Source organism: Arthrobacter sp. B3I9 (assembly GCF_030816935.1).
Taxonomy (GTDB): domain Bacteria; phylum Actinomycetota; class Actinomycetes; order Actinomycetales; family Micrococcaceae; genus Arthrobacter.
In genome coordinates, this window is record NZ_JAUSYO010000001.1 from 223542 (window position 1) to 244634 (window position 21093).

Annotated in this window: 25 protein-coding genes; 17 read left to right on the forward strand and 8 right to left on the reverse strand. The window is 65.8% G+C overall.

Annotated features, from left to right (window positions below):
* Positions 1 to 2 precede the first annotated feature (2 nt).
* The 5 genes from flgL (at position 3) to QFZ65_RS19075 (ending at position 2199) form a co-directional block, all read left to right on the forward strand.
* Positions 3 to 887 (forward strand): flagellar hook-associated protein FlgL, encoded by an 885-nt coding sequence (flgL, locus tag QFZ65_RS01150; RefSeq protein ID WP_306907600.1) that lies wholly within the window; start codon positions 3 to 5, stop codon positions 885 to 887.
* On the forward strand, positions 884 to 1258 hold the full coding sequence (locus QFZ65_RS01155) for a flagellar assembly protein FliW (RefSeq protein WP_306907602.1): 375 nt from the start codon (positions 884 to 886) through the stop codon (positions 1256 to 1258). Before flgL ends, QFZ65_RS01155 begins: the two co-directional genes overlap by 4 nt.
* Before the next feature lie 64 nt (positions 1259 to 1322).
* The gene (locus QFZ65_RS01160; RefSeq protein ID WP_306907603.1) at positions 1323 to 1754 is read left to right on the forward strand and encodes a hypothetical protein; all 432 of its coding nucleotides are present in this window, start codon (positions 1323 to 1325) and stop codon (positions 1752 to 1754) included.
* Positions 1751 to 2005, forward strand: coding sequence for a hypothetical protein (locus QFZ65_RS01165; protein ID WP_306907604.1), 255 nt, complete (start codon positions 1751 to 1753; stop codon positions 2003 to 2005). The genes QFZ65_RS01160 and QFZ65_RS01165 overlap by 4 nt, the downstream gene beginning before the upstream one ends.
* Positions 1957 to 2199: a Clp protease N-terminal domain-containing protein gene (locus QFZ65_RS19075; protein WP_373427549.1), complete on the forward strand. Its 243-nt coding sequence runs from the start codon at positions 1957 to 1959 to the stop codon at positions 2197 to 2199. The genes QFZ65_RS01165 and QFZ65_RS19075 overlap by 49 nt, the downstream gene beginning before the upstream one ends.
* Before the next feature lie 6 nt (positions 2200 to 2205).
* On the opposite strand, the gene QFZ65_RS01170 is transcribed toward QFZ65_RS19075, so the two are convergent.
* Positions 2206 to 3048 carry an EAL domain-containing protein gene (locus QFZ65_RS01170; protein ID WP_306907605.1) on the reverse strand — a complete coding sequence of 281 codons (843 nt, stop codon included), beginning with the start codon at positions 3046 to 3048 and terminating at the stop codon, positions 2206 to 2208.
* A 409-nt stretch (positions 3049 to 3457) separates the two neighbouring features.
* Between QFZ65_RS01170 and QFZ65_RS01175 the strand changes: the two genes are divergently transcribed.
* A complete protein-coding gene (locus QFZ65_RS01175; protein WP_306907606.1) occupies positions 3458 to 3790 on the forward strand; it encodes a hypothetical protein in 333 nt (110 codons plus the stop codon).
* Positions 3791 to 3802: 12 nt separating this feature from the next.
* Here the strand turns inward: QFZ65_RS01175 and QFZ65_RS01180 are convergent, their stop codons facing one another.
* On the reverse strand, positions 3803 to 4420 hold the full coding sequence (locus QFZ65_RS01180; protein WP_306907607.1) for a TetR/AcrR family transcriptional regulator: 618 nt from the start codon (positions 4418 to 4420) through the stop codon (positions 3803 to 3805).
* Between the two features lie 474 nt (positions 4421 to 4894).
* Between QFZ65_RS01180 and QFZ65_RS01185 the strand changes: the two genes are divergently transcribed.
* The 6 genes from QFZ65_RS01185 to QFZ65_RS01210 all read left to right on the forward strand — a co-directional run bounded on the left by QFZ65_RS01185 (position 4895) and on the right by QFZ65_RS01210 (position 8636).
* On the forward strand, positions 4895 to 5263 hold the full coding sequence (locus QFZ65_RS01185; protein WP_306907609.1) for a helix-turn-helix transcriptional regulator: 369 nt from the start codon (positions 4895 to 4897) through the stop codon (positions 5261 to 5263).
* Between the two features lie 130 nt (positions 5264 to 5393).
* Entirely contained in the window at positions 5394 to 5615 is a 222-nt protein-coding gene (locus QFZ65_RS01190; protein WP_306907611.1) for a hypothetical protein, read from the forward strand.
* Positions 5616 to 5952: 337 nt separating this feature from the next.
* Complete coding sequence (locus QFZ65_RS01195; RefSeq protein ID WP_306907612.1) at positions 5953 to 6687, forward strand: hypothetical protein; 735 nt, start codon at positions 5953 to 5955, stop codon at positions 6685 to 6687.
* A 253-nt stretch (positions 6688 to 6940) separates the two neighbouring features.
* On the forward strand, positions 6941 to 7123 hold the full coding sequence (locus QFZ65_RS01200) for a hypothetical protein (protein WP_306907614.1): 183 nt from the start codon (positions 6941 to 6943) through the stop codon (positions 7121 to 7123).
* Between the two features lie 73 nt (positions 7124 to 7196).
* On the forward strand, positions 7197 to 7802 hold the full coding sequence (locus tag QFZ65_RS01205; protein ID WP_306907616.1) for a hypothetical protein: 606 nt from the start codon (positions 7197 to 7199) through the stop codon (positions 7800 to 7802).
* A gap of 108 nt (positions 7803 to 7910) precedes the next feature.
* Positions 7911 to 8636 (forward strand): YcnI family protein, encoded by a 726-nt coding sequence (locus QFZ65_RS01210; protein WP_306907617.1) that lies wholly within the window; start codon positions 7911 to 7913, stop codon positions 8634 to 8636.
* Between the two features lie 30 nt (positions 8637 to 8666).
* On the opposite strand, the gene QFZ65_RS01215 is transcribed toward QFZ65_RS01210, so the two are convergent.
* The 3 genes from QFZ65_RS01215 to QFZ65_RS01225 all read right to left on the reverse strand — a co-directional run bounded on the left by QFZ65_RS01215 (position 8667) and on the right by QFZ65_RS01225 (position 12573).
* Positions 8667 to 10292, reverse strand: coding sequence for a 5-oxoprolinase/urea amidolyase family protein (locus QFZ65_RS01215; RefSeq protein WP_306912464.1), 1626 nt, complete (start codon positions 10290 to 10292; stop codon positions 8667 to 8669).
* Positions 10293 to 10418: 126 nt separating this feature from the next.
* Complete coding sequence (locus QFZ65_RS01220) at positions 10419 to 11756, reverse strand: MFS transporter (protein ID WP_306907619.1); 1338 nt, start codon at positions 11754 to 11756, stop codon at positions 10419 to 10421.
* Between the two features lie 58 nt (positions 11757 to 11814).
* Positions 11815 to 12573, reverse strand: a complete 759-nt coding sequence (locus QFZ65_RS01225) for a LamB/YcsF family protein (protein WP_306907621.1) — start codon at positions 12571 to 12573, stop codon at positions 11815 to 11817.
* A gap of 275 nt (positions 12574 to 12848) precedes the next feature.
* On the opposite strand from QFZ65_RS01225, the gene QFZ65_RS01230 reads away from it, so the two are divergent.
* The 5 genes from QFZ65_RS01230 to QFZ65_RS01250 all read left to right on the forward strand — a co-directional run bounded on the left by QFZ65_RS01230 (position 12849) and on the right by QFZ65_RS01250 (position 16810).
* A complete protein-coding gene (locus QFZ65_RS01230; RefSeq protein WP_306907624.1) occupies positions 12849 to 13874 on the forward strand; it encodes a LacI family DNA-binding transcriptional regulator in 1026 nt (341 codons plus the stop codon).
* A gap of 79 nt (positions 13875 to 13953) precedes the next feature.
* A complete protein-coding gene (locus QFZ65_RS01235) occupies positions 13954 to 14889 on the forward strand; it encodes a ribokinase (protein ID WP_306907626.1) in 936 nt (311 codons plus the stop codon).
* Positions 14890 to 14897: 8 nt separating this feature from the next.
* A complete protein-coding gene (locus QFZ65_RS01240) occupies positions 14898 to 15368 on the forward strand; it encodes an RpiB/LacA/LacB family sugar-phosphate isomerase (RefSeq protein ID WP_306907629.1) in 471 nt (156 codons plus the stop codon).
* A 79-nt stretch (positions 15369 to 15447) separates the two neighbouring features.
* Positions 15448 to 16101, forward strand: a complete 654-nt coding sequence (locus tag QFZ65_RS01245) for an MFS transporter (protein ID WP_306907631.1) — start codon at positions 15448 to 15450, stop codon at positions 16099 to 16101.
* Positions 16028 to 16810, forward strand: a complete 783-nt coding sequence (locus QFZ65_RS01250; protein ID WP_306907632.1) for an MFS transporter — start codon at positions 16028 to 16030, stop codon at positions 16808 to 16810. Before QFZ65_RS01245 ends, QFZ65_RS01250 begins: the two co-directional genes overlap by 74 nt.
* A 119-nt stretch (positions 16811 to 16929) precedes the next feature.
* Here the strand turns inward: QFZ65_RS01250 and mmsB are convergent, their stop codons facing one another.
* The 3 genes from mmsB to chvE all read right to left on the reverse strand — a co-directional run bounded on the left by mmsB (position 16930) and on the right by chvE (position 20986).
* Positions 16930 to 18219, reverse strand: a complete 1290-nt coding sequence (gene mmsB, locus QFZ65_RS01255) for a multiple monosaccharide ABC transporter permease (RefSeq protein ID WP_306907634.1) — start codon at positions 18217 to 18219, stop codon at positions 16930 to 16932.
* A gap of 5 nt (positions 18220 to 18224) precedes the next feature.
* Positions 18225 to 19754, reverse strand: a complete 1530-nt coding sequence (mmsA, locus tag QFZ65_RS01260; RefSeq protein WP_306907636.1) for a multiple monosaccharide ABC transporter ATP-binding protein — start codon at positions 19752 to 19754, stop codon at positions 18225 to 18227.
* 107 nt (positions 19755 to 19861) lie between these two features.
* The gene (gene chvE / locus QFZ65_RS01265; RefSeq protein WP_306907638.1) at positions 19862 to 20986 is read right to left on the reverse strand and encodes a multiple monosaccharide ABC transporter substrate-binding protein; all 1125 of its coding nucleotides are present in this window, start codon (positions 20984 to 20986) and stop codon (positions 19862 to 19864) included.
* Between the last annotated feature and the right edge of the window lie 107 nt (positions 20987 to 21093).

Sequence of the window (21093 nt, forward strand, 5' to 3'; positions counted from 1 at the left end):
CCATGCTGACCCGCGTCACCAACCAGACCCTCATGATGTCCGCCCAAAGGAATCTGGGCGCCAACAAGGCAGAGCTGGCCCGCGTGCAGGCCCAGGCCGGAGACCTGAAAGCCATCAACCGGCCCTCCGATAATCCGTCCGGAACGGCGTCCTCGCTGCAAGTCCGGGGCCAACAGGCTGCCGCCGCCCAGTACGGCCGCAACATCGAGAACGGCCGCGGCTGGCTCACCACAGTCGACGCCGCGCTGTCGAACACAACGGACATACTCCGCCAGGTCAAGGACCTGACGCTCCAGGGTTCCAACGGCACCCTGTCCGCCTCGGCCCGTGAAGGCATCGCCGCCGAACTGGACGTGCTGCGCACGGAACTCCTGAACCAGGCAAACACGACATTCATGGGCCGGAACGTTTTTGCCGGCAACACCGACGCCGCAGTGGCTTTCACAAGCACCTCACCGCCGGTGTTCAACGGAACCAACAGTGCCGTGACCCGAAGGGTCGCCGACGGAGTGTCGGTGCGCGTCGACGTCGACGGCGCCGCGGTCTTCGGCGCAGGTCCGGGCAACGTCTTCGATCTCGTTGGGAAGGTTGTCGCGGACCTGCGCTCCGGCGCAGATGCGAGTGCCAGCCTGGGCGCCATCGACAAGCGTATGGAGACCATCATCACCCGGCACTCGGAAGTAGGCAGCCGTGACGCACAAATACAACGCGCGCAGGAAGTGAACATGAAACAGCAAGGAGCCCTGGAAGACCAGCGGGCCACCATCGAAGACGTGGACATGGCCAAGGCATTTCTTGACCTGCAGCTCCAGCAGACGAACTACAGCGCCGCGCTGGCGGTCACGGCGAAGGTTCTCCCCCAGACCCTCATGGACTTCCTGCGGTGACGCACCTGAGCTTTGTGACCCCGCCCCCGGGCCTGGATCCGCTGACCGACTTCACCCTCGAGCAACTGGACGGTACCGGGCTTTATGCCCTGCAGGCCGCCGCTGACCCGGGGAAACGAATGTTCCTGCTTGACCCGGCCGTGTACGTACCGGATTACCGGCCCGAACTGACTGACAGCCAGGCGGCGGTTCTGGAACTGGCGTCACCGGAAGAAGCCGCCATGTTCGTGATAGCCAACCACCGCAACGGTGCCACGACGGTTAACCTGCTTGCCCCGATTATCGTGAACACGGCCACTGACACCTGTGCCCAGTTCATATTGGAAGGTCAGGACTGGCCTATCCAGGCGCCCTTAAGATCCCATGGCTGACGTCCGCCGCCAAGAGGCGGTGCGCGCCGGCGAGCTTGCCGGGCGACGGACAGTACGTGGAGTGATGAGCATTTTTCCCCGTGACGTCGGCCGCGGCGAAGACGGAGAAGACCAGTTCAAGCCCGGAACCCGCGCTCTCGTCTATCCCACAGCGTCTATTGCCCGCAAGTATGGTGACTGGCGCGCGCCCCAGCGTGCCGTTGAATTTGAGGTCGCGCCTGACGAGTTTTTCGCGGTGCAGCGCTATAACGAACGCAACGTGGCGGGTCCGACGGTGGTCAGTGTCGGCAGCTTTACCGACTACAGCGACGCCTACGCCGCGCTGGTTGACAGGGTCCCCGCGGGGAACCGCGCCGAGATCCGGATCATGACACCAACCCGCGCCGAGGTGATTGCCACCGGCAAGGACGGCGAAGACGTGGTCATCGGAGAGTCCCTCACCTGGCAGGCCCGCGCAATCGCTGACCGAGTCCGGTTCGTGGATTCGGGACGATGAGCGGGCAACCGGGAGACGAACCGTACCGCCCCGGGAAGCTCTCCCGGGCGGTGGCCTCGCTTCTCGGCCTGTCACCAGCCAAAAGCCTGGCCCGGTGCAGCAACACCAAAGGGATGAAGTCAGTGCAGGAAGCGAACGCTGACCTCCTCGACCGCCTGACCCCCGCAGGACACCGTGTCCTGGACGTTGCCCGGAACGAGGCGTGGGCCCTTGGCCAGAGCAAAGTCGGCACCGGGCATCAGCACGCATAGGCGTCCCTTCGACAGCACCGGAACACTTGCTGATCGGACTGGCCGCCGAGGCGGAAGGAGTCGCTGCCAAGGCACTGCGCAATTCCGGAATCACGGCCCGGACCGCAGAGAAGCCCGTCACGTCCGATCTTGACGGCCGGACAAAGGCCCGTAGGGGCAAGGGAGCCGTCCGGGAGGAAGCAGGTTGCTGCTGACGCCCCTCAACGCGGCAAGATGAACGCTGGATCGTTCCATGCGGCCCAGTCCCGGGGCCGTAAGGACGGCCTGCCGAGAAAATAACCGTGCCCTGCTGTAATGCCGAGGCCGGAGATCGCTGCCAGTTCGGCTGCGGTCTCGATGCCTTCCGCAATGAGTACCGCTCCGAGCTGGTCGGCAAACGTGGTCAGCGCCTCACCAAGGTGGTGCCGGGACGCGTCGCCATCGATGCCTGCGACAAGATTGCGGTCGAGTTTGACGATGTCAGGTCTTAGTTGCCTGATGTGGCGGATGGAATTGCAGTATGCACCGAGGTGCCCCACCCCTAGGCGGAGCCCGCGCCGGCGGAGCGGGGCCAGCGCCGCAACCAGGGCAGCCGGCTGCTCCGGCGCTAAGGGGCGGGTCAGTTCGAGGACCACACGGCCCAGGGCAGGCGCCGCTTCATCAAGTAGCGCCGGCAAAAGCGGGTGCAGGCACGTGGCCGGGGACAGTTTCAGTGCAACGTACAGTGGGGCGGGCAGGTTCTCGGTGGCAGCGAGGGCGGCCTCCAGCGCCGCGAATTCCAACTCGCCGTCAAGCCGTGCCTCGGTCGCTGCCGCGAACCAGGCCCCCGCCGGCTCGCCCGTATGGCTGACGAACCGCGTCAGCGCTTCGGCGCCAACAACCATACCGGTGGAAAGCTGCCGGATCGGCTGGAGGGCGGTCACCAGCATCCGGTCTTTCAGAACCTCCTCGACCCGCGTACCCATGATTGCGGGAGGTTCCGATTCCGACCGGGCGGGCAACTGCTCCGCGAGCCAGGCTTCCTGCCGGCGTATCCCCGCCAGCCCGCCGGCAGCCGGCGGCACGGGTCCTTGGCGCGAAGGTCCTCTGCCCTGAGGACGCTCTGGAATGGACGGCGGCTCCATCAGCATTGGCTATTCCTTTGTTCCGGGTCACGGCTGAGTCCGGTACCCGCATACGGCCACCCGTCCTACTGGGTCTGGCTTCCCGGACCAGACCCGCGGTCGACCGTGAAGCAACAGTACAGCCAGACCGACTAGTCTGTCCCTGGATGAGATGAACTTGTTAGCAGGCAGGGCGTCCGAGGGAACCATGAGCTGGCGGTGCCTATTTCGCCGCCCTCTCGACTTCGCTTCTGACCGGCTGCTCTGTATCGTTCTATGTCAGTAGGAAGACTGATCGGTCTCCTCCGTCGCCAGAGGCCTGCCTTCGCTTAGCGGAGCACTGCTTCGTCAATTGAAGAAGGCACTCTCCATGGAACCGTTCGCCGATACAAACACCCTCCCGCTCTCGATCGCCCAGATTGATGTGAGCCTCTACGCGGAACCAGAGCCGGCGCTCGACACCGCGGAAGGCGCATGCCCCGACGAGCACGAGCAGCTGCTCGTAGCCCTGGTTACGCGGACCGGGGAACTCGAAGCCGCCGAATGGGTCCTCGACCAGGCGAAAGCCGCGTTCGACGCGCAGATCGCCGCCGCCCTCTCGGCAGGCGTGCCCGTGGAAAGAGTGGCGGAGGCGGCAGGCGTACCGGTCGAATCCTTGGCCCGGTTCGGCGCGGCACAGGAACCGGCGACGCCGGAAAACTGAGGCGCCCGCCTCTTACAGGTTCCGGTGGTGCTCGATCAGCCAGCGGGCCATCTGGTGGGCGCGCTTTGATGCCAGGAAGTCTCCTTCAGTGGCGGAAATAATCGAGCCTTTCATGAGAATGTGCCAGGACCGGGCGAACTCCTGGGGACGGTTGAGCCCTGCCTCCTCAGCCAGAGCCTGAATGTGGCCCCTGATCCCGCTGAGGTATCCGATGCTGGCTTTACCCAAGGGATGTCCGGGCCCCATCTCCAGCAGGACGTTGATGAACGTACAGGCTTCAAAGTCCTTACGCAGGAACCAATCCCCGAAAACATCAAACACGGCAAGCAGCTGATCCTCGGCAGTGTTCCCACGACGCCTCGCCTCGGCCACGATGAGGTCCACGGTCCACACCTGGTCCCGGAGCTCCAGTACTGCAAGCACCAGTGCGTCCTTGGAGGGGAAATGCCGGTAGAAGGTGGCCTTGGAGACGCCTGAACTGTTGATCAGCTCGTTGACACCGACGCCGCGGATACCTCGGCGGGTGAACAGGTCATAGGCGGTGGCGAGAATGCGGTCCGCAGGATCGTTCCGTCCGGCCATCGCCGCGGCGGGCAACAACGTGGGACCGGCGGCGTCGTTGGCAGTCATTGTGGAAAAAGTTTACACCCGGGCCCAAGCGACGGACTTGCCCGTCCCCCGGAAGTGCCTATGATGCTCCGGATGTCACGGCCCGCGCAAGGGCGGTGCGGCCTACAGATTCCGTGAGACTTTGTTCGGCGGACATGCCCGTCATTGGACCTCTTGGACGTGAGAGCACTGTTCCCGGTGACGCCCTTGTCACCGGGCCCAGCGTGAATTCGTGGACCGGGTGCGAACCCGACAGAGGAGGCACCCGAATTCACGAATTCATGAAAGTCTGAACTATCCAGCGCATCTGCGCAAGAGGGGTCCGGCAACTGCCACTCATGCGACATGACCTGCGGGCCGACGCTACGATATACGTACGGCGCGCACGTGTTACGTCCGTCGCCAGACAGACTTTTCTGTCCGTGTTTGCTGATTTTCCGTCAAGGGCTTCGCAGGGCACGGCTCTCCGTAGTGGAATGTGAGGAGGAACGTCCGGTGCCGAATGATCCTCACGCAGGCCTGATCCTGACTGATCTGAAAGCCGAACTTTTCAAGTCGATGGGACACCCCTCCCGGATCCAGCTCCTGGAAATGCTGGCCGACGGGGCCGTCGCCGTGAGTCAGTTGCGTGACAGCACAGGACTTGAGCCGTCGAACCTGTCCCAGCACCTGGGCGTTCTTCGCCGCCAGCGCTTGATCGTGCCGCTCCGGCGCAACGGACGGCTGTTCTACGAACTCGCCAGCCCTGAGGTGAATGTCCTGCTCGCGGCCGCCCGAGCCCTGCTGGGCGCACTCCTGAACGCCCCCAGGATAGCCACCGTGGACCCTCTGGACGGAGTACCACGCGAGGCGGCCCTCCGCTAGCAGCCACGGCCACGGGACAGACCTGTCTGCCTTGCGATAGTGTGTGACGACGGCTTGCAGCGCGTCACCCAAATGACCGCGCCGCTGCTACTGACCGCAATGAAGCAGCGACTCGACTGGAGGACGACCGGTGAACGATGAGGAAATCCTGGCCATAGAAGAGGCTGCGGCACGGCTCGAAACAGCAACTCCGAGCGCGGACTTCGCCAATCTCCATTCCGCCGTGGCCGCGGCTGTCACCAACGGCAAGTCCATCAGGGAAGTGGCTGAGGCGGCACATTTGACAGTCCTGGAGGTTCTGGACGCGGCCGACGCTGTCACGTACCGCGGGCCCGTAGCAGCCCTCGACTGACGGCTCACGGTCTAGCACGCAAGGCTGGCCCCATGGGCTCGAGACCATGGGGCCAGCGTTCAGGGCGCCGGCATTCAGGGGGTGAATGCCCATGGCCCGCCCCGCGCTGGGCTGATGGCCGCGTCCTGAGGCAAAAGATAGACCGCCGGCCTCTACTTTTCCTTGCACGCAGCGGGGCGCCGGACCAATGGCGGGCCGGGGCGTTGCCGCCGGGGAGTGGCTGGAGGAAGATGGGCTACCGGGACGCGTTTGTGTCCCGCCTGTGCAGGACAGTCGGCAATGATGCCCTCTGCATCCCTCCTCCGATGAAGGGGCGCCGCGGGCGGGGAGGAGCGCCATGAAGAGAGCCTTGCGGCTGGGCCTCGCGGCGGTCCTTATCGGCGGAATGACCGGCCTGTTCTCCCTTGGCTCCACAGCGGGTTCAGCGGCTCCGGTCTGCGTCCCATCAGCGGCCATGCACTATGGCCCGCACCCCGGCGTCACCATAGTCCAAACCTCGTTCGAGGACGGGACTCTGGACAACTTCGTTCCGGCCACCGCCGGCACCGGAAGCGTCACCCTCTCCTCAGACCAGCACCGCTCGGGGGGCTGCAGCGCCCACCTGCACGTCACCGCCGACGCGGGCTCCCTCGCGAAGATGTCCTCCGCCGCGCTGCCCCCCGGATCCAAAGAGGTTTATGCGGACGGCTGGTTCAAGGTGGCCACAGCCGGCCTCTTCCACAACGACGTGCCGTACTTCCGTTTCTTCAATGGGCCCGTCCGCGTGATGGATGTACTCCGCGACAACATAGACGGCCAGATGTGGCTACGCATTGCCGCCCCCGACGACACCTTCACCTACACCAGGCTTGGCAGGGTGGCCGGGCTGGGGGCCTGGCACCACCTGGAGCTGCATGCCGTGGCGGGCGGCCCTGCTTCAACGATCGACGTCAGGTTCGACGACCAGCTTCTGTACTCCAGCAGCACCGTGAATACGTCCGCGAGGGCCCTGACCGGTGTCCAGGTCGGAGCTGAACATGCCCGTCAGATGGGCGACACCTATCTCGATGACGTTTCCATCACCGCGAGCTAGACGGCTAAAGCGCTCGGAAGCCCTGGAATCCCACATCAGAATCCCCGTACCCGGGCCCAGCGAGCGCACCTGTACAGGCACGCGACGCATCCTGCCTGTCGCGCAGGTCAAAGAACTCCTCGGCGGCCCTTCGGGAACGGCCGCGGCACCCGAGTGACGCCATGGCAGGACCGCGCCATGGCCCAGCTACCCCTATTCAGCTGCCGGCGGCGGATACTCGACACACGGCCGGGCCAGGCCTAGCGTGGTCATCATGAGCAACGCCCCGGTAGACGAAGGCCCCGAAGAGGGCCAGAAGGAAAGCATGCCGGACGTTCTTGCGGACGCGCTTTCGCCAGTGGTGGACCCCGCCTATGACTCGGGGTCCCCGGCAGGCGCCGACAGCGATGGCGGGAGCGAGGATTCCGGCCAAGGCACCGGAACCGGTGACATGTAGGGACGCCCGTAGCCGGACCGTAGACTTGATTCGGCCTTGCCACGAATTGTTGATCTCCCGGAAAGGAACGCCGATGATGCCCCGTGCCTCCTTCCGGCTGTTCCGCACCGGCCTGATCGGATCGGTTATTCTCGGCCTCGCGGCGGGCGGCCACCTGGCCGGCGATGGCAGGCTGCCGCAACCGGCCGTTATGGCCGCCCTGTGCGCCATAACCCTTGTCCCGATAGCCGCCCTCACCCGGTTCCGCCTGTCGTTTCCCGTGCTGGCCGGGCTGCTCGGCCTCGAACAGCTTTGGCTGCACTGGGCATTCAACACCCTTTCCGCAGGAACCTCCGCCACGGGAGTACTCGGGCCCGGCCATGCCGGACATGAGGGATCATTCCCGTCGCACGCGGCATCCGCGATGCTAGCGCCGCTCCACTCCGCACCGGAGGGGCTCATGTTCGCCGCCCACTCCTTGGCAACGCTGGCCACCGCGTTGCTGCTGGCGCGGGGCGAACAGGCACTCGGAGTCCTGGCGTCGTGGTTTCGTCCTCTCCTGCGGCAGCCCGAACGGGCCGTCGTCGTACCGGCCCGCCTACCCGGCCCCTGCGCGGGAGCCGCCATTGATCCTCCAGCCCATCCGGGGCTGCGGCTGCCCTCACGACGGGGGCCACCGGCGGTCGCCTCCGCCGCCTGACCGAACCTTCCGACGAGAGGGGGAGGCAGGAAGGCGACGCTGCTTTCACCGCACGGCAACCGCGCCGTCCGGTTCCTACCCCGTTTTCTCCTGCGAAAGGCCTCTGCCATGAAATCCTCCCTCCACCGCGCCCTGAAGGCCGCTGCCGCCGCCACGATGACGGCGGGCATGCTCGCCGCCGGTGCCGCAGCAGCCTCGGCCCACGTGCATGTCAATCCGGACGACACCGCCGCGGGCGGCTACACGCACCTGACCTTCAACGTGCCCAACGAGTCCGCTACCGCCAAGACCACCAAACTCGCTGTCACCCTGCCCACCGATACCCCGCTGACCTCGGTATCCGTGAAGCCGGTCGAGGGCTGGAAAGCCGAGATCACCACCAGTGATCTGCCCCAGCCGGTCACCATTGCCGGGGCCACCATCACCAAGGCACCCAGTTCCGTGGTGTGGACGGCGGATGCCGCCCACCAGATCGGGCAGAACGAATACCAGTCGTTCTCCCTCTCGGTCGGCGTCCTCCCCGAGGCCGGGACCACCGTGACACTGCCTACGACCCAGACCTACACGGACGGGACCGAGGTGAAGTGGGATGAAAAGACCGTTGAAGGCCAGGGCGAACCCGAACACCCCGCTCCTTCGTTTGTGACCACGGCCGGGGAAGCCGAGCACACCGCCAGCCATGCGTCCGCCTCCGCCCAGGCAATGCCGGCCCCGGCTGCGCCCCAGTCCGCCGCGGGCGATACGGCGGGCTGGTTCGGTCTAGGCGCCGGACTGCTCGGTCTGGCCGCCGGCGTGACGGCACTCGTACGCACCCGCGCGATCCGGGGCAAGTAGGCCCAGGACCCGCCCCGACCGCAGCCCGGTTCACGCCTCCTGAGGGACAGTCCCCGTCGGGGAGCCCTTCACGACTTCTGTTCCGGCGGGCGCCCAGCGGAAACGGATTCTGCCGCCGATCGGAACCTGGGCGGCAAGATCCAGCTGGGAGTCGACGACGACGGCGATCACCGGGTACCCGCCGGTGATCGGATGATCGGCGAGGAAGAGCACCGGCAGGCCTTCCGGAGGAACCTGCAGGGCGCCGGCAACGGTGCCCTCGCTGGGCAGTTCTCCGGCGCGGGTGCGCTGCAACGCGGCGCCGTCCAGACGCATGCCCACCCGGTTGGACTGCGGTCTCACGGACCATTCCTGGTTCGTGAGGGAGTCCAGCGCCGACTGGTCAAACCAGTCGGCGCGTGGGCCCGGGACGACGTCGAGGACGGTCACGCCGGTGCCGGGGAACTCCGGCTGCAGTTCGGGATTTCCGACCGCGGCAGAGGCGGTTTCCGCCCCGGCGGCAAGGAGCCGCCCCGCGGCCAGCGGCGGCGGGCCGATGCCGGACATGGTGTCGGTGGACCGGCTGCCGAGCACCGGAGCGACGTCCACGCCGCCGCGCACAGCCAGATAGCTGCGGAAGCCGGCCAGGGGCCGGCCGATGGTCAGCGTCTCGCCGTCCAGCAAGGCGAACGGGGCAGCCATCGGCACGGTACGCTGGCGGACCTCCTCGGCGCCGCCGTCCGTGTCGGCGTCGGTGTCGGCGTCGGCGTACGGGAGTGCTTCGATGGTCAGTTCCGACGGCGCCCCGGCCACCGCGAGGACCCGGTCGCCGACGGCCTGGACCCTGAGGCCGCCGGCCACGGTTTCTATCGCCGCAGCCGACGCCGCGTTCCCGACGAGGCGGTTGGCCCGGCGCAGCGAGGCCCTGTCCAACGCGCCGGCGGCAGAAACGCCCAAGCCGGAGTGGCCGTGCCGGCCCAGGTCCTGGATCAGGGACTGCACCCCGGGGGCGATGATCCGGAGCCCTGCATCCACCGGGGCGGCAGCAGAAACGGAGGGGTGCTCGGGCGCCATTTTTACGACATCCCGGACCGCACGGAACTGGACACGGTGCCCCGGGCCGGCCAGCGCGGGCTGTTCCCGGTCCAGGTCCCACATCACGGCGCCGGTGCGGCCGATCAGCTGCCAGCCGCCCGGTGAAGGGCGCGGGTAAACGGCCGAGTAAGTGCCGGCCAGCGCCACCGAGCCGCCCGGGACGGCCGTGCGTGGCGAGGCGCGGCGGGGCACGTTCAGCGCCTGGTTCTCCCCCACCATGTACCCGAATCCCGGGGCGAAGCCGGCGAAGGCCACAGTCCAGACCTGGCCGGAGTGGGCTGCGATGACGCCATCCGTTCCGAGGCCGGTCAGCTCCCCCACTTCGGCGAGATCTTCGCCGTCGTAAACGGTGTCGATGACCACCAGTTCGCCCTCATGCTGCACCCCGCCTTCGAGGTCGAGCTGGAGCAGCTGCTCCGCGATCCGCCGGGCGGACACGGACGAGTCCGCGGTGACCAGGACTGTCTCCGCCGCTGGCAGCACGTCCAGCTGGCCCGGAAGCGGCTTCTCGAGGAGCAGCGCCTGCAGGGCAAGAACACTCTGGGTTCCGGACAATTCGGCGAGCACCGCGCGGGTGCCCACCGCCCGCACGGAACGCACTCTGTGTACCGCCTCCTGCTGTCCTGCCAACGTTTCCCCCGCTTCCGTTGTTGCCTCAATCACCGACTGCTTCCATCATGCCGGTGCCTGCCCGGATTGGACCGCCCATCAGAGCCGCGATTCCGCCAGGAGCCTCTCCTCTTCCTCGGTCTGCGGGTTCCGGCCGAGGGCCAGGCCGACGACGGTGACGGCCGATGCGACGGCCAAGTACGCCGCGATGGTGAACCAGTTGCCGGAGGCAGCGTAAAGTGCGGTGAAGACAAGCGGAGCGATCGCTCCGCCGATCACGCCGGCGAGCGTGTAGGCCAGCGAACTGCCCGCGTAGCGCAGCCGGGCCGGGAACTGTTCGGTGATGTAGGCGGCCTGCGGGCCGTACATGAATGCATGGAACGCCAGGCCGATCACGACGCCCACCGTGAGCATGGCCACGGACCTGCCTTGGATCATCAGGAAAAACAGCGGGATGTAGACGGCAGTGCCGACGGCGGCGACGCCGTAGACCAAGCGGCGGTTGATGCGGTCCGTGAGGGCGCCGGCCGCCGGTATCAGCACCAGCTGGAAGGCGGAGCCGATCAGGATGGCCGCCAGCACATTGCTCGTGGTCATGCCCAGTTCCTTGGTGGCGTAGACAGCCACGAAGACTGTAAGCAGCGAATAGAGCACGTCCGGGCCGACCCGCGACAGGGCTGCCGCGACGAGGGCGCGAGGTTCCTGTCGGAAGACGTCCGTGATGGGCGCCTTCGGAGCCTCACCATGCCCCTTTATCGCCTTGAAGATCGGGGTCTCCTCAAGCTTGAGCCGGATCACCAGGCCGAAGACCACCAGCAGCGCGGAGGCGAGGAAGGCAATACGCCAGCCCCAGGACAGGAAGTCCTGGGCGCTGAGGGCAGCGGCAAGAACTGCCAAGACGCCGTTGGCCATCAGGTTGCCGGCGGGCGGTCCGATCTGCGCAGCCGAGGACCAGAAGCCGCGCTTGTGGGCGTCGCCGAACTCGCTGGACAGCAGGACGGCACCGCCCCATTCGCCGCCGACGCCGATGCCCTGGGCCAGTCGAAGCAACACCAGGATCGTGGGGGCGGCCACGCCGATCACCGAGTAATCAGGCAGCACGCCGATCAGCACTGTCGCTACGCCGATCAACAGGAGCGTGATGACGAGGACGTGCTTGCGGCCGATCTTGTCGCCCAGCCGGCCGAAGACGATGCCGCCGATGGGGCGGGCGAGGTAGCCTACCGCGAACGTCGAGAAGGACAGGAGGAGTCCGACGAACTCGTCGTTGCCTGGGAAGAAAATCTTGGGGAACACCAGGGCTGAGGCCACGGAGTAGATTGCAAAGTCGTAGTACTCCAGCGAGGTCCCGGTCAGGCTTGCGATGTAAGCCTTGAGGGCGCCCGGTGGCAGCTTCCCTTTGGATGCAGCCGGTGTGGCCTGGTGAGGTGTGGCCATGGTTTTCCTCCGGTGTGCGGGTGCTGTCTGTGCTCGGATAATGGTGCGGAACTCCGGTTCAGATAAAGGCGGCCGTGGTAATACCCGCCGCGGTGAGCGCTTCCCGGACCGCGGCTGCCATGCTGACGGCTCCCGGCGAGTCGCCGTGGACGCAGACGCTTTCCGCGCGGATCTTCAGGATGGAGCCGTCGATTGTCCTGACGGCGGAATCGGAGGCCATTCGGAGCACGTGCTCCGTCACCTCGGCGGTGTCGTGCAATACGGCACCGGGGAGGGTGCGGGACACGAGCGTGCCGTCCGGGTTGTAGGCACGGTCCGCAAAGGCTTCGGGAACGGCGCGGAGCCCGGCGGCCTCGGCCAGGCGCAGCACTTCGGAACCGGGCAGGCCCAGGACCGGAAGGTTCGGGTCAACGGACCTTACTGCGTCGACGACGGCCTGCGCCTGGGCTGTGTGCGAAACGATGGCGTTGTAGAGACCGCCGTGCGGCTTGACGTACTTGACGGTCCCGCCCTCGACGGCGGCCAGCGCCTGCAGCGCTCCGATCTGGTACACGACGTCGTCCGCCAGTTCGCCCGGGTCTATGTCCAGGAAGCGGCGGCCGAACCCGGCGAGGTCGCGGTAGCCGACGTGCGCGCCGATCACGACTCCGGCAGCGACAGCCTCGCGGCACGTCTGCCGTATGACGCGGGGGTCCCCCGCATGGAAACCGCAGGCCACGTTCGCACTGGAAACGGAGCGGAACATCGCTGTGTCGTCGCCCAGTGTCCAGCGGCCGAATGACTCACCGACGTCGCTGTTCAGGTCAATGGTTCCCATTTCTGATCCTCATCTCATGATATCCACGCCTAAGGATGCTCCTCGGAAGCGGGTTTGTTCAACCGCGTAGCCGACCCCCGACTAACTCGCAGTTGTGGTCCATTCGACGCGCATAACGGCGACTACTGTGAGTCAGTCGGGAGGCGTGGAGGTTTCCGAGCTGTTGACACCCTGTTAGGTGGGCCACATACTTGTGGAAACGATTTCATGGAATCGATTCCATAACGGAAAGATGAGCCGGCAGACCAAGCGCCGGCGCAGCGAAAGGCACAGCAGTGACGGGACCTTCCATCACCATCAAGGACGTGGCGGCGCTGGCCGGTGTCTCCGCCGCCACGGCCTCCCGGGTGCTGTCCGGAAACCCCGCCACATCGGCCGCCTCACGCCAGAAGGTGGCCGCCGCCGTGGCCGAACTGGACTTCCATCCCAATGCCCAGGCGCGGGCGCTCCGCTCCACCCGGACCAACGTCATCGGGCTCCTTGTCTCGGATGTCCGAAACCCCTTCTTCGCCGACCTCGCGCACGCCGCCGAGCAGGCAGCCCTGGCCGAAGGACTTGTCACTCTGCTGGGCAACGCCAACGAGAGCATCCCCCAGCAGGACCGGTACCTGGATACCTTCATCTCGCAGCGGGTTGACGGGGTCATTGCCGCGCCGCAGGGCCAGGGAAGTTCCAGCCTGCACGCGCTGTTGGAACGCGACATCGCCACGGTCTTCGTCGACCGCACCGTGGACGGCATCGACGTGCCCAGCGTGACAACGGACAGCGACTCCGGCATCCGCGAGGCCGTGGAGCATCTCGTCCGCCAGGGCCACGAACGCGTCGGTTACATCGCCGGGCCCCAGTCCACCTCCACCGGACGGGACCGGCTCAGGTCTTTTGCACGTGCCGCCGCGGACTTCGGACTCAGCACCGATCCGGCCCTGACGTATTTCGGCGACTTCCAGTCTGCCAGCGGTTCGGCGGGAGCCCACCACCTGCTGGGTCTTGCGCAGCCGCCGACGGCGCTGCTGGCCGCGGACAGCCCGATGGCCGTCGGAGCGCTGGCCACCCTCAACCGGAAGGGCCTGCGGATCGGCCGGGACATGGCGCTGGTTGCCTTCGACGATATCGAGTGGTTTTCACTGCTGGACCCACCGCTTACGGTCATCGCCCACGATGTGGAGGCCATGGGCCGGACTGCGGTCCGGCTTCTGCTCGAGGTCATTGACGGACAGAAGCCCGAATCAGTGGTCCTGCCGAGCCAGCTGATTGTCCGGGCCTCCTCCGGCACGCCGGATCCCATTCTGGAGCGACCATGAGCGTCCCTTTCCCCCTCGCACCATTCCCCGTGCCCCGCAAATCAGGAACCGCGCAGACACCACAAAAGGAGCAGGTCCAATGAACACGGTTTTTGTGGTCGGAAGCCTCAATATTGACCAGACAATCCGCGTCCGCTCCCTTCCCCGGCCCGGCGAGACTGTCCGCGGCTCGGACGCCACGTTCAGTCCGGGCGGCAAGGGCGGCAACCAGGGGATCGCTGCGGCCCGCGCCGGAGCCCCCGTGAAGTTCACGGGCGCCCTCGGGGACGACGCCCACGGGCGACAGATTCTCGAGACTCTGTCCGAGGCCCACATCGACGTCGGCCACGTGCGGGTCCTCGGCACCGCCGCCACCGGAACGGCGGTCATCGCGGTTGACGACTCCGGGGAAAACCAGATCATCGTCAGCCCGGGGGCGAACGCCGGCCTTACCCTCGACGACGTAGTAACCGGACTCGCCGCGCTCACGGCCGGCGATGTCCTGGTCCTCCAACTTGAGATCCCGGCCGAGCTGGTCCGGCAGGCCGCGCGGATTGCGAAGCAGGCCGGAGCATTCGTCATCCTCAATGCGGCCCCCGCCCCCCGCCACCTCGACGGCCTGCTGGAGAACGTCGATCTTCTCGTGGTCAACGAACAGGAAATCCGGGCCCTTTCAGGTCTCGCGGGGACTGACGGCGACCACCGGGAGTTGGCCGCAACCCTGCCCGCTGTCCTCGGCGCGGCCATCGTCGGCACTGCCGGCGCGGAGGGCTCCTTCACCGTCCTCGACGGCCATCTGGTGCACGTGCCCGCGGTTAAGGTCGCCACCGCGGACACCACCGGGGCCGGAGACACCTTCGTGGGCTACCTCGCTGCCTCCCTGGTGGCCGCTCCAGGCGACCTGCCTGCCGCGATGGCCCTGGCCAGCCGCGCCTCGGCCCTTGCTGTTACACGCAGCGGCGCCATGGAATCGATTCCATGGGCGCACGAGTTGCCCGCTCATCTCCCTTGCCCAGCCCTCGACGTCCCGAACTAAGGAGATCCATGAAAATCGCACTCGGCAACGACCATGCCGGCTTCCCCCTGAAAGAATTCGTCCGGTCCGTCCTTGAGGACCTCGGCCATGACGTCATTGACTGCGGCGCGCCAAGCGAGGCCCCGGTGGACTTCCCGGACATCACCAAGGCCACCTGTGACCTCGTGAAAACCGGCCAGGCCCAGCGCGCAGTCCTCGTCTGCGGAACCGGTGTCGGAGCCGTCATGGCCGCCAACAAGATTCCCGGCATCCGCTGCGCGCTGGGTCACGACGTGTACTCCGCCCACCAGAGCGTGGAGCACGACGACGCAAACGTCATCGCCATGGGCGCCTGGCTGGTGGGCCGGGCGACGGCCAAGGAAGTCCTGCAGTCCTTCCTCGACGCGAAGTTCGACAACGACGAGGACACCATTCGGCGCGTCCGCAAACTCCACGACATGGAGCTCGAGGCAGCCCGGGAACTCGCCGACCAAGTTTAGAACGCAGCAAAACCAGCAAGTCCAACCGGCCTGCGGCACCAGCCCGAGCCGCCCAGCAATATCAAAGGAGATATACGACATGAGCGCAGAAGTCACCGAGCGGCAGCGGCAGGCCGCCCACGGCTCCCCCGGCAAGATCAAAACGGCCATCGCCTCGGCAGCCGGCACATGTGTTGAAAACTATGACTTCGTCGCGTACGGCACGGCGGCAGCCCTGTACTTCGGCAAAGTCTTCTTTCCCAACACCGATCCCGTCGTCGGAACATTGTTGGCTTTCGCCACCCTGGCGGTGGGCTTCCTCATGCGCCCAATCGGCGGAGCTGTCGGCGGCTATCTGGGTGACAAGTACGGCCGGAAGCCGGTACTCGTCGGCGCCCTGCTGACCATGGGCATCGCAACCGTGCTGATCGGCTGCCTTCCCACGTATGGCCAGGTGGGAATCCTCGCACCCATCCTGCTCGTCATCATCCGGATGATCCAGGGGTTGGCCTTCGGAGCGGAATGGGGCGGCGCCGTAATGATGACGTTCGAGCACGCGCCTTGGAAGCAGCGCGGCCGCTTTGCCGCCATCCCCCAGGCCGGCAAACCCGCTGGGCATCACCCTGGCCAACGCCGCCTTCCTGCTCTCCGCCTCCCTACAGACGGACTGGGCCTGGCGGTTGCCGTTCCTCGCCAGCTCGGTCCTGATCGTCGTCGGGCTCGTGGTGCGGATGAAGCTCGAGGAATCACCTGAGTTCGAACACACCAAGGCAGCCGGCAGGATCGTCAAGAACCCGCTCGCCACCGTCATCAAAAATGACTGGCGCAACATCCTGCGGGTGATTTCCCTGCGCATTGTGGAAAGCTGCGCCTACTACGTGACGGCCACCTATCTGCTCTCCTACATCACCACGAACAACCCCGCAGACCGGGCCGTGGGCCTGACGGGCATTGTGATCGCCAGCCTCCTCGCGATCCCGGTGACGATGCTCGCCGGCGCCCTCACCGACCGTATCGGCCGCCGCAAGCTCTACCTCGGCGGAACGGTCGCCGTCATCGTCTTCGGCTTCCCGATGTTCCTGCTCAGCAACACCGGCAACCCCATCCTGATCGTGCTCGCCTTCGTGATCGGCATCGGCGTCATCCATGCAACGTTCACGGGCGCGCAGGCCGCCTGGTTCGCGGAGCTGTTCCGGACCAACACCCGGACCTCCGGAGCTTCCATCGGTTACCAGGTTGCCGCCTCCATCTCCGGATTCGCGCCCTTCCTCGCGGTGCTTTTGGCCTCAGTCTTCGGCTGGGCCGGCGGCGCCTCGCTCTACGTCCTGGTCGGTGTCATTGGCCTGGTCGGTGTCCTGAACACGCGGGAAACCTGGGGCGCGAAGGAACAGGCTGAAGTCGACGCCGTCATAGCCGGCGGCACTCCTGTCGTCACCCAGACCGCATCGCCGTCCGGACGATAGCACCGGGCAACAAAAAGCAGCCCGGGCTGGCCCGTTCTGGACCAACCCGGGCCGCTGGCGTTTTAGGACACCCGTGGCTTTCAGGAGTGGAGGCCTGCTCCGCCGCTCCCCTGTCCGCGCTAGCTGGCCGCCGTTACCGAGACTGGACGTTCCTCCGCCGGCTTCCCGGCCTCCGAGGCCGCCGGCGGGGTCGTCTTCCGCTTGAAGCGCCCGCCGAGAGTAGATCCTCCGCCGGTCCCGCTGCGGTTCTTGTTGAAGATGTCGAAACCGACGGCCAGGAGCAGCACCAGGCCCTTGATGAGCTGCTGGTAGTCGGTGCCGAGGCCGAGGATGGACATGCCGTTGTTGAGCACGCCCATGATCAGGCCGCCGATCAGGGCTCCTGCCACGGTACCGATGCCGCCCTGGACAGCGGCGCCGCCGATAAAGGCCGCCGCGATGGCGTCCAGTTCGAACCCGGTGCCGCCGGCGGGCTGGGCTGAGTTGAGCCGGGCGGTGAACACGAGGCCGGCCAGGGCAGCGAGGACGCCCATGTTCACGAAGAGCCGGAACGTGACCGCCTTGGTCTTGATCCCGGAGAGCTCGGCAGCGTGGAGGTTCCCGCCGATGGCGTAGGTGTGACGGCCGAAGACGCTGTTGTTCATCAGGGCCGTGTAGACGATTACGAGGACCGCGAGCACGATCAGCACGATCGGGGTGCCCCGGTAGCTTGCGAGCAGGAAGGTGATGGTCAGCATGAGCAGCGCGATGAAGGTCGTCTTGATCGCGAACCAGACCATCGGCTCGTTCTCGAGTTCAAACTTCTTGCGGATCCGGCGTTCCTTGAGTGCCTGTATCACCAGCGCCAGCGTGGCGCCGACGCCCAGGATGACGGTCAGCCATTCCAGCGCGGAGTTTCCGCCGGAAATGTCCGGCAGGAAGCCGCCGCCCAGCGCCCGCAGCTCGGACGGGAAGGGGGTGATCTGCTGGTTCTTGAGGGTGATCAGGGTCAAGCCCCGGAAAATCAGCATCCCGGCAAGGGTCACGATGAAGGCAGGGATTCCGATGTACGCGATCCAGTACCCCTGCCAGGCACCCACCAGCGCTCCGACCAGCAGGCAGGCCGGGATGGCCAGCCACCAGGCCCAGCCCCAATGCACGATCATGACACCGGCCACGGCGCCGATGAAGCCGGCGATCGATCCCACGGACAGGTCGATGTGGCCGGCGATGATCACCATCACCATGCCGATGGCCAGGATGAGGATGTAACTGTTCTGGACCACCAGGTTGGTGACGTTCTGGGGCTCCAGGAGGATGCCGTCGGTCAGGATCTGGAACAGCAGGACGATCAGGATCAGGGCGACAAAGATGCCGACCTGGCGGAGGCGGCTTGTCAGGAAACCCAGGGATTCTCGGAGGGCGGACATGTTCGCTATTCCTTCTCTTTGGTCATGTAATGCATGAGGGTTTCCTGGGATGCTTCCGCGATCGGGACCTCCCCGGTGATGTGCCCGGCGGACAGTGTGTAGATCCTGTCGCAGATACCCAGCAGCTCGGGCAATTCCGAGGAGATCACGATGACTGCCTTTCCTTCGGCCGCCAGCCTCGCGATGATCGTGTAGATCTCGAATTTCGCGCCGACGTCGATCCCGCGGGTGGGTTCGTCGAGGATAAGCACGTCCGGGTCGGAGAACATCCACTTGCTCAGCACGACTTTCTGCTGGTTGCCGCCGGAGAGCTTGCCCGTGACGGCGGCAACCGACGGGGCCTTGATGTTCATGCTTTTCCGGTAGCCGTTGGCCACGATGGTTTCTTCGTTCTTGTCCACCCAGCCGCCCTTGACGAGCTTGCGGAGCGCCGCCATGGAGATGTTCCTCTTGATGTCCTCGATGAGGTTCAGTCCGTAGCGCTTGCGGTCTTCGGTGGCGTACGCGATGCCGTGCTTGATCGCGGCCGCAACGGTGGAGGTGTTGATTTCTTCACCGTCCTTGAAGACTCTCCCCGAGGTCGCGGTGCCGTAGGTCCGGCCGAAGACGCTCATGGCGAGCTCCGTCCTGCCGGCACCCATCAGACCGGCCAAGCCCACCACCTCGCCCTTGCGGACGTTGAGGGTTGCGTTGTGGACGACCATCCGGCTGTGGTCCTGGGGGTGCCGGACGGACCAGTCCTCGATCCGCAGAACCTCCTCGCCGATCCGCGGGGTCCGGTCCGGGTACAGGCTTCCCAAGTCCCTGCCCACCATTCCGCGGATGATGCGCTCCTGGGTGATCTCACCGTCGCCCAGGCGTAGGGTCTCGATGGTCTTGCCGTCGCGGATGATGGTGACAGCGTCCGCGACCTTGCGGATTTCGTTGAGCTTGTGGCTGATGATGATGCTGGTGACGCCCTGGCCCTTAAGGTGCAGGATCAGATCCAGCAGGTGGCCCGAGTCCTCGTCGTTGAGGGCGGCCGTCGGCTCGTCGAGGATGAGGAGCTTGACCTCCTTCGAGAGCGCCTTGGCGATCTCCACCAGCTGCTGTTTGCCCACGCTGATGTGCTGGACTGGGGTCACCGGGTTTTCACTCAGGCCCACTCGTGCCAGTAGTTTTGAAGCCTCCAAGTTGGTTTTCCGCCAGTCCACCCAGCCGCGCGTGGCCTGCTCGTTGCCGAGGTAGATGTTCTCGGCGATGGACAGGTAGGGGCTTAGCGCCAGCTCCTGGTGGATGATCACGATGCCGCGCTTCTCGCTGTCATTGATGCTGGCGAAGTTGCAGGGTTCGTTTTCGAAGAGGATCTCGCCCTCGAAGGAGCTGTGCGGGTAGACGCCGGACAGCACCTTCATCAGGGTGGATTTTCCGGCGCCGTTTTCGCCGCAGATCGCATGGACTTCGCCGCGGTTCACATCCAGGGTGACATCCTGGAGGGCCTTCACGCCGGGGAAGGTCTTGGTGATGCCCCGCATTTGAAGAATGGGTGTGTTCATCGTCAATTCCCACTGACTGGTAGTGCCTGGGACCGCCTGCGGGTGCAGGGGTCCACGGGAGGGGTGGCGGCCGGCCTGGACGGCGGGCCCCCACCCCTACACCGCAACTACTTGACGTCGGCTTCGGTGTAGTACCCGGAGTCGAGCAGTTCCTTCTTGTAGTTGTCTTTGGTGATGATGACGGACTTGAGCAGGTAGGCGGGGACCACCTTGACCTTGTTGTTGTAGGTCTTGGTGTCGTTGACCTCGGGCTCCTGGCCCTTCAGCAGCGCGTCGACCATCTTCACGGCCTGGGATCCGAGCTGGCGGGTGTCCTTGAAGATGGTGGAGTACTGCTCGCCGGCGATGATGGACTTCACCGAACCCTTTTCAGCGTCCTGGCCGGTAACGATCGGGAGGCTTCCCTTGGCGTAGCCGCCGGTGCTGGTCAGGGCCGAGATGATGCCGATGGACAGACCGTCGTAGGGGGAGAGCACGCCGTCGAGCTTGGTTCCCGAGCTGTAGGCCGCCGTGAGGATGTCCTCCATGCGCTTCTGGGCCACGGGGGCCTGCCAGCGCAGGATGGCTGCCTGCTCGAACTTGGTCTGGCCGCTGGGGACCTTGAGGGTTCCGGCGTCCAGGTACGGCTTGAGCGTGTCCAGTGCTCCGGTCCAGAAGAAGTTGGCGTTGTTGTCGTCCGGGCTGCCGGCGAAGAGCTCAACGTTAAACGGGCCCTTGCCTTCGACCTTCTTGCCGGTGGCGTCAACGAGGCCCAGTCCGGTCAGCAACGACGTGGCCTGCTGGACGCCCACCGTGTAGTTGTCGAAGGTGGTGTAGAAGTCCACGTTCGGGGTGCCGTTGATGAGGCGGTCATAGGCGATGACCTTGACGTTCTGCTCCTTCGCCTTGGCGAGGACGTCCGTCAGGGTGGTCCCGTCGATGGCGGCGATGATGAGGGCCTTGGCGCCCTTGGTGAGCATATTCTCGATCTGCGCCACCTGGGTGGGGATGTCGTCATTGGCAAACTGCAGGTCGGTCTTGTAGCCGAGCTTCGTCACGGAATCCGAGACGTTCTTGCCGTCGGCGATCCACCGTTCGGAGGTCTGGGTCGGCATCGAGATTCCGACGAGGGATCCGGCGGCATCGGCGGAGGAGGACGGCGAGGATGCGCCGCCCCGGGTGCCGCAGCCGGTGGCTCCGACGGTGACTGCGAGGACGACCGCAACGGCGCCCAGGAGTTTCCTGATCTTCACTATTTTCTCCTTCCGCGGACCCGGGTCCGCGAAGTTGCTCCTGATCGCAGTTCTTCACGTCATTGTGTCCCCACAGGGGCGGTAATAGCGGGAGGAATGCGGGGGTC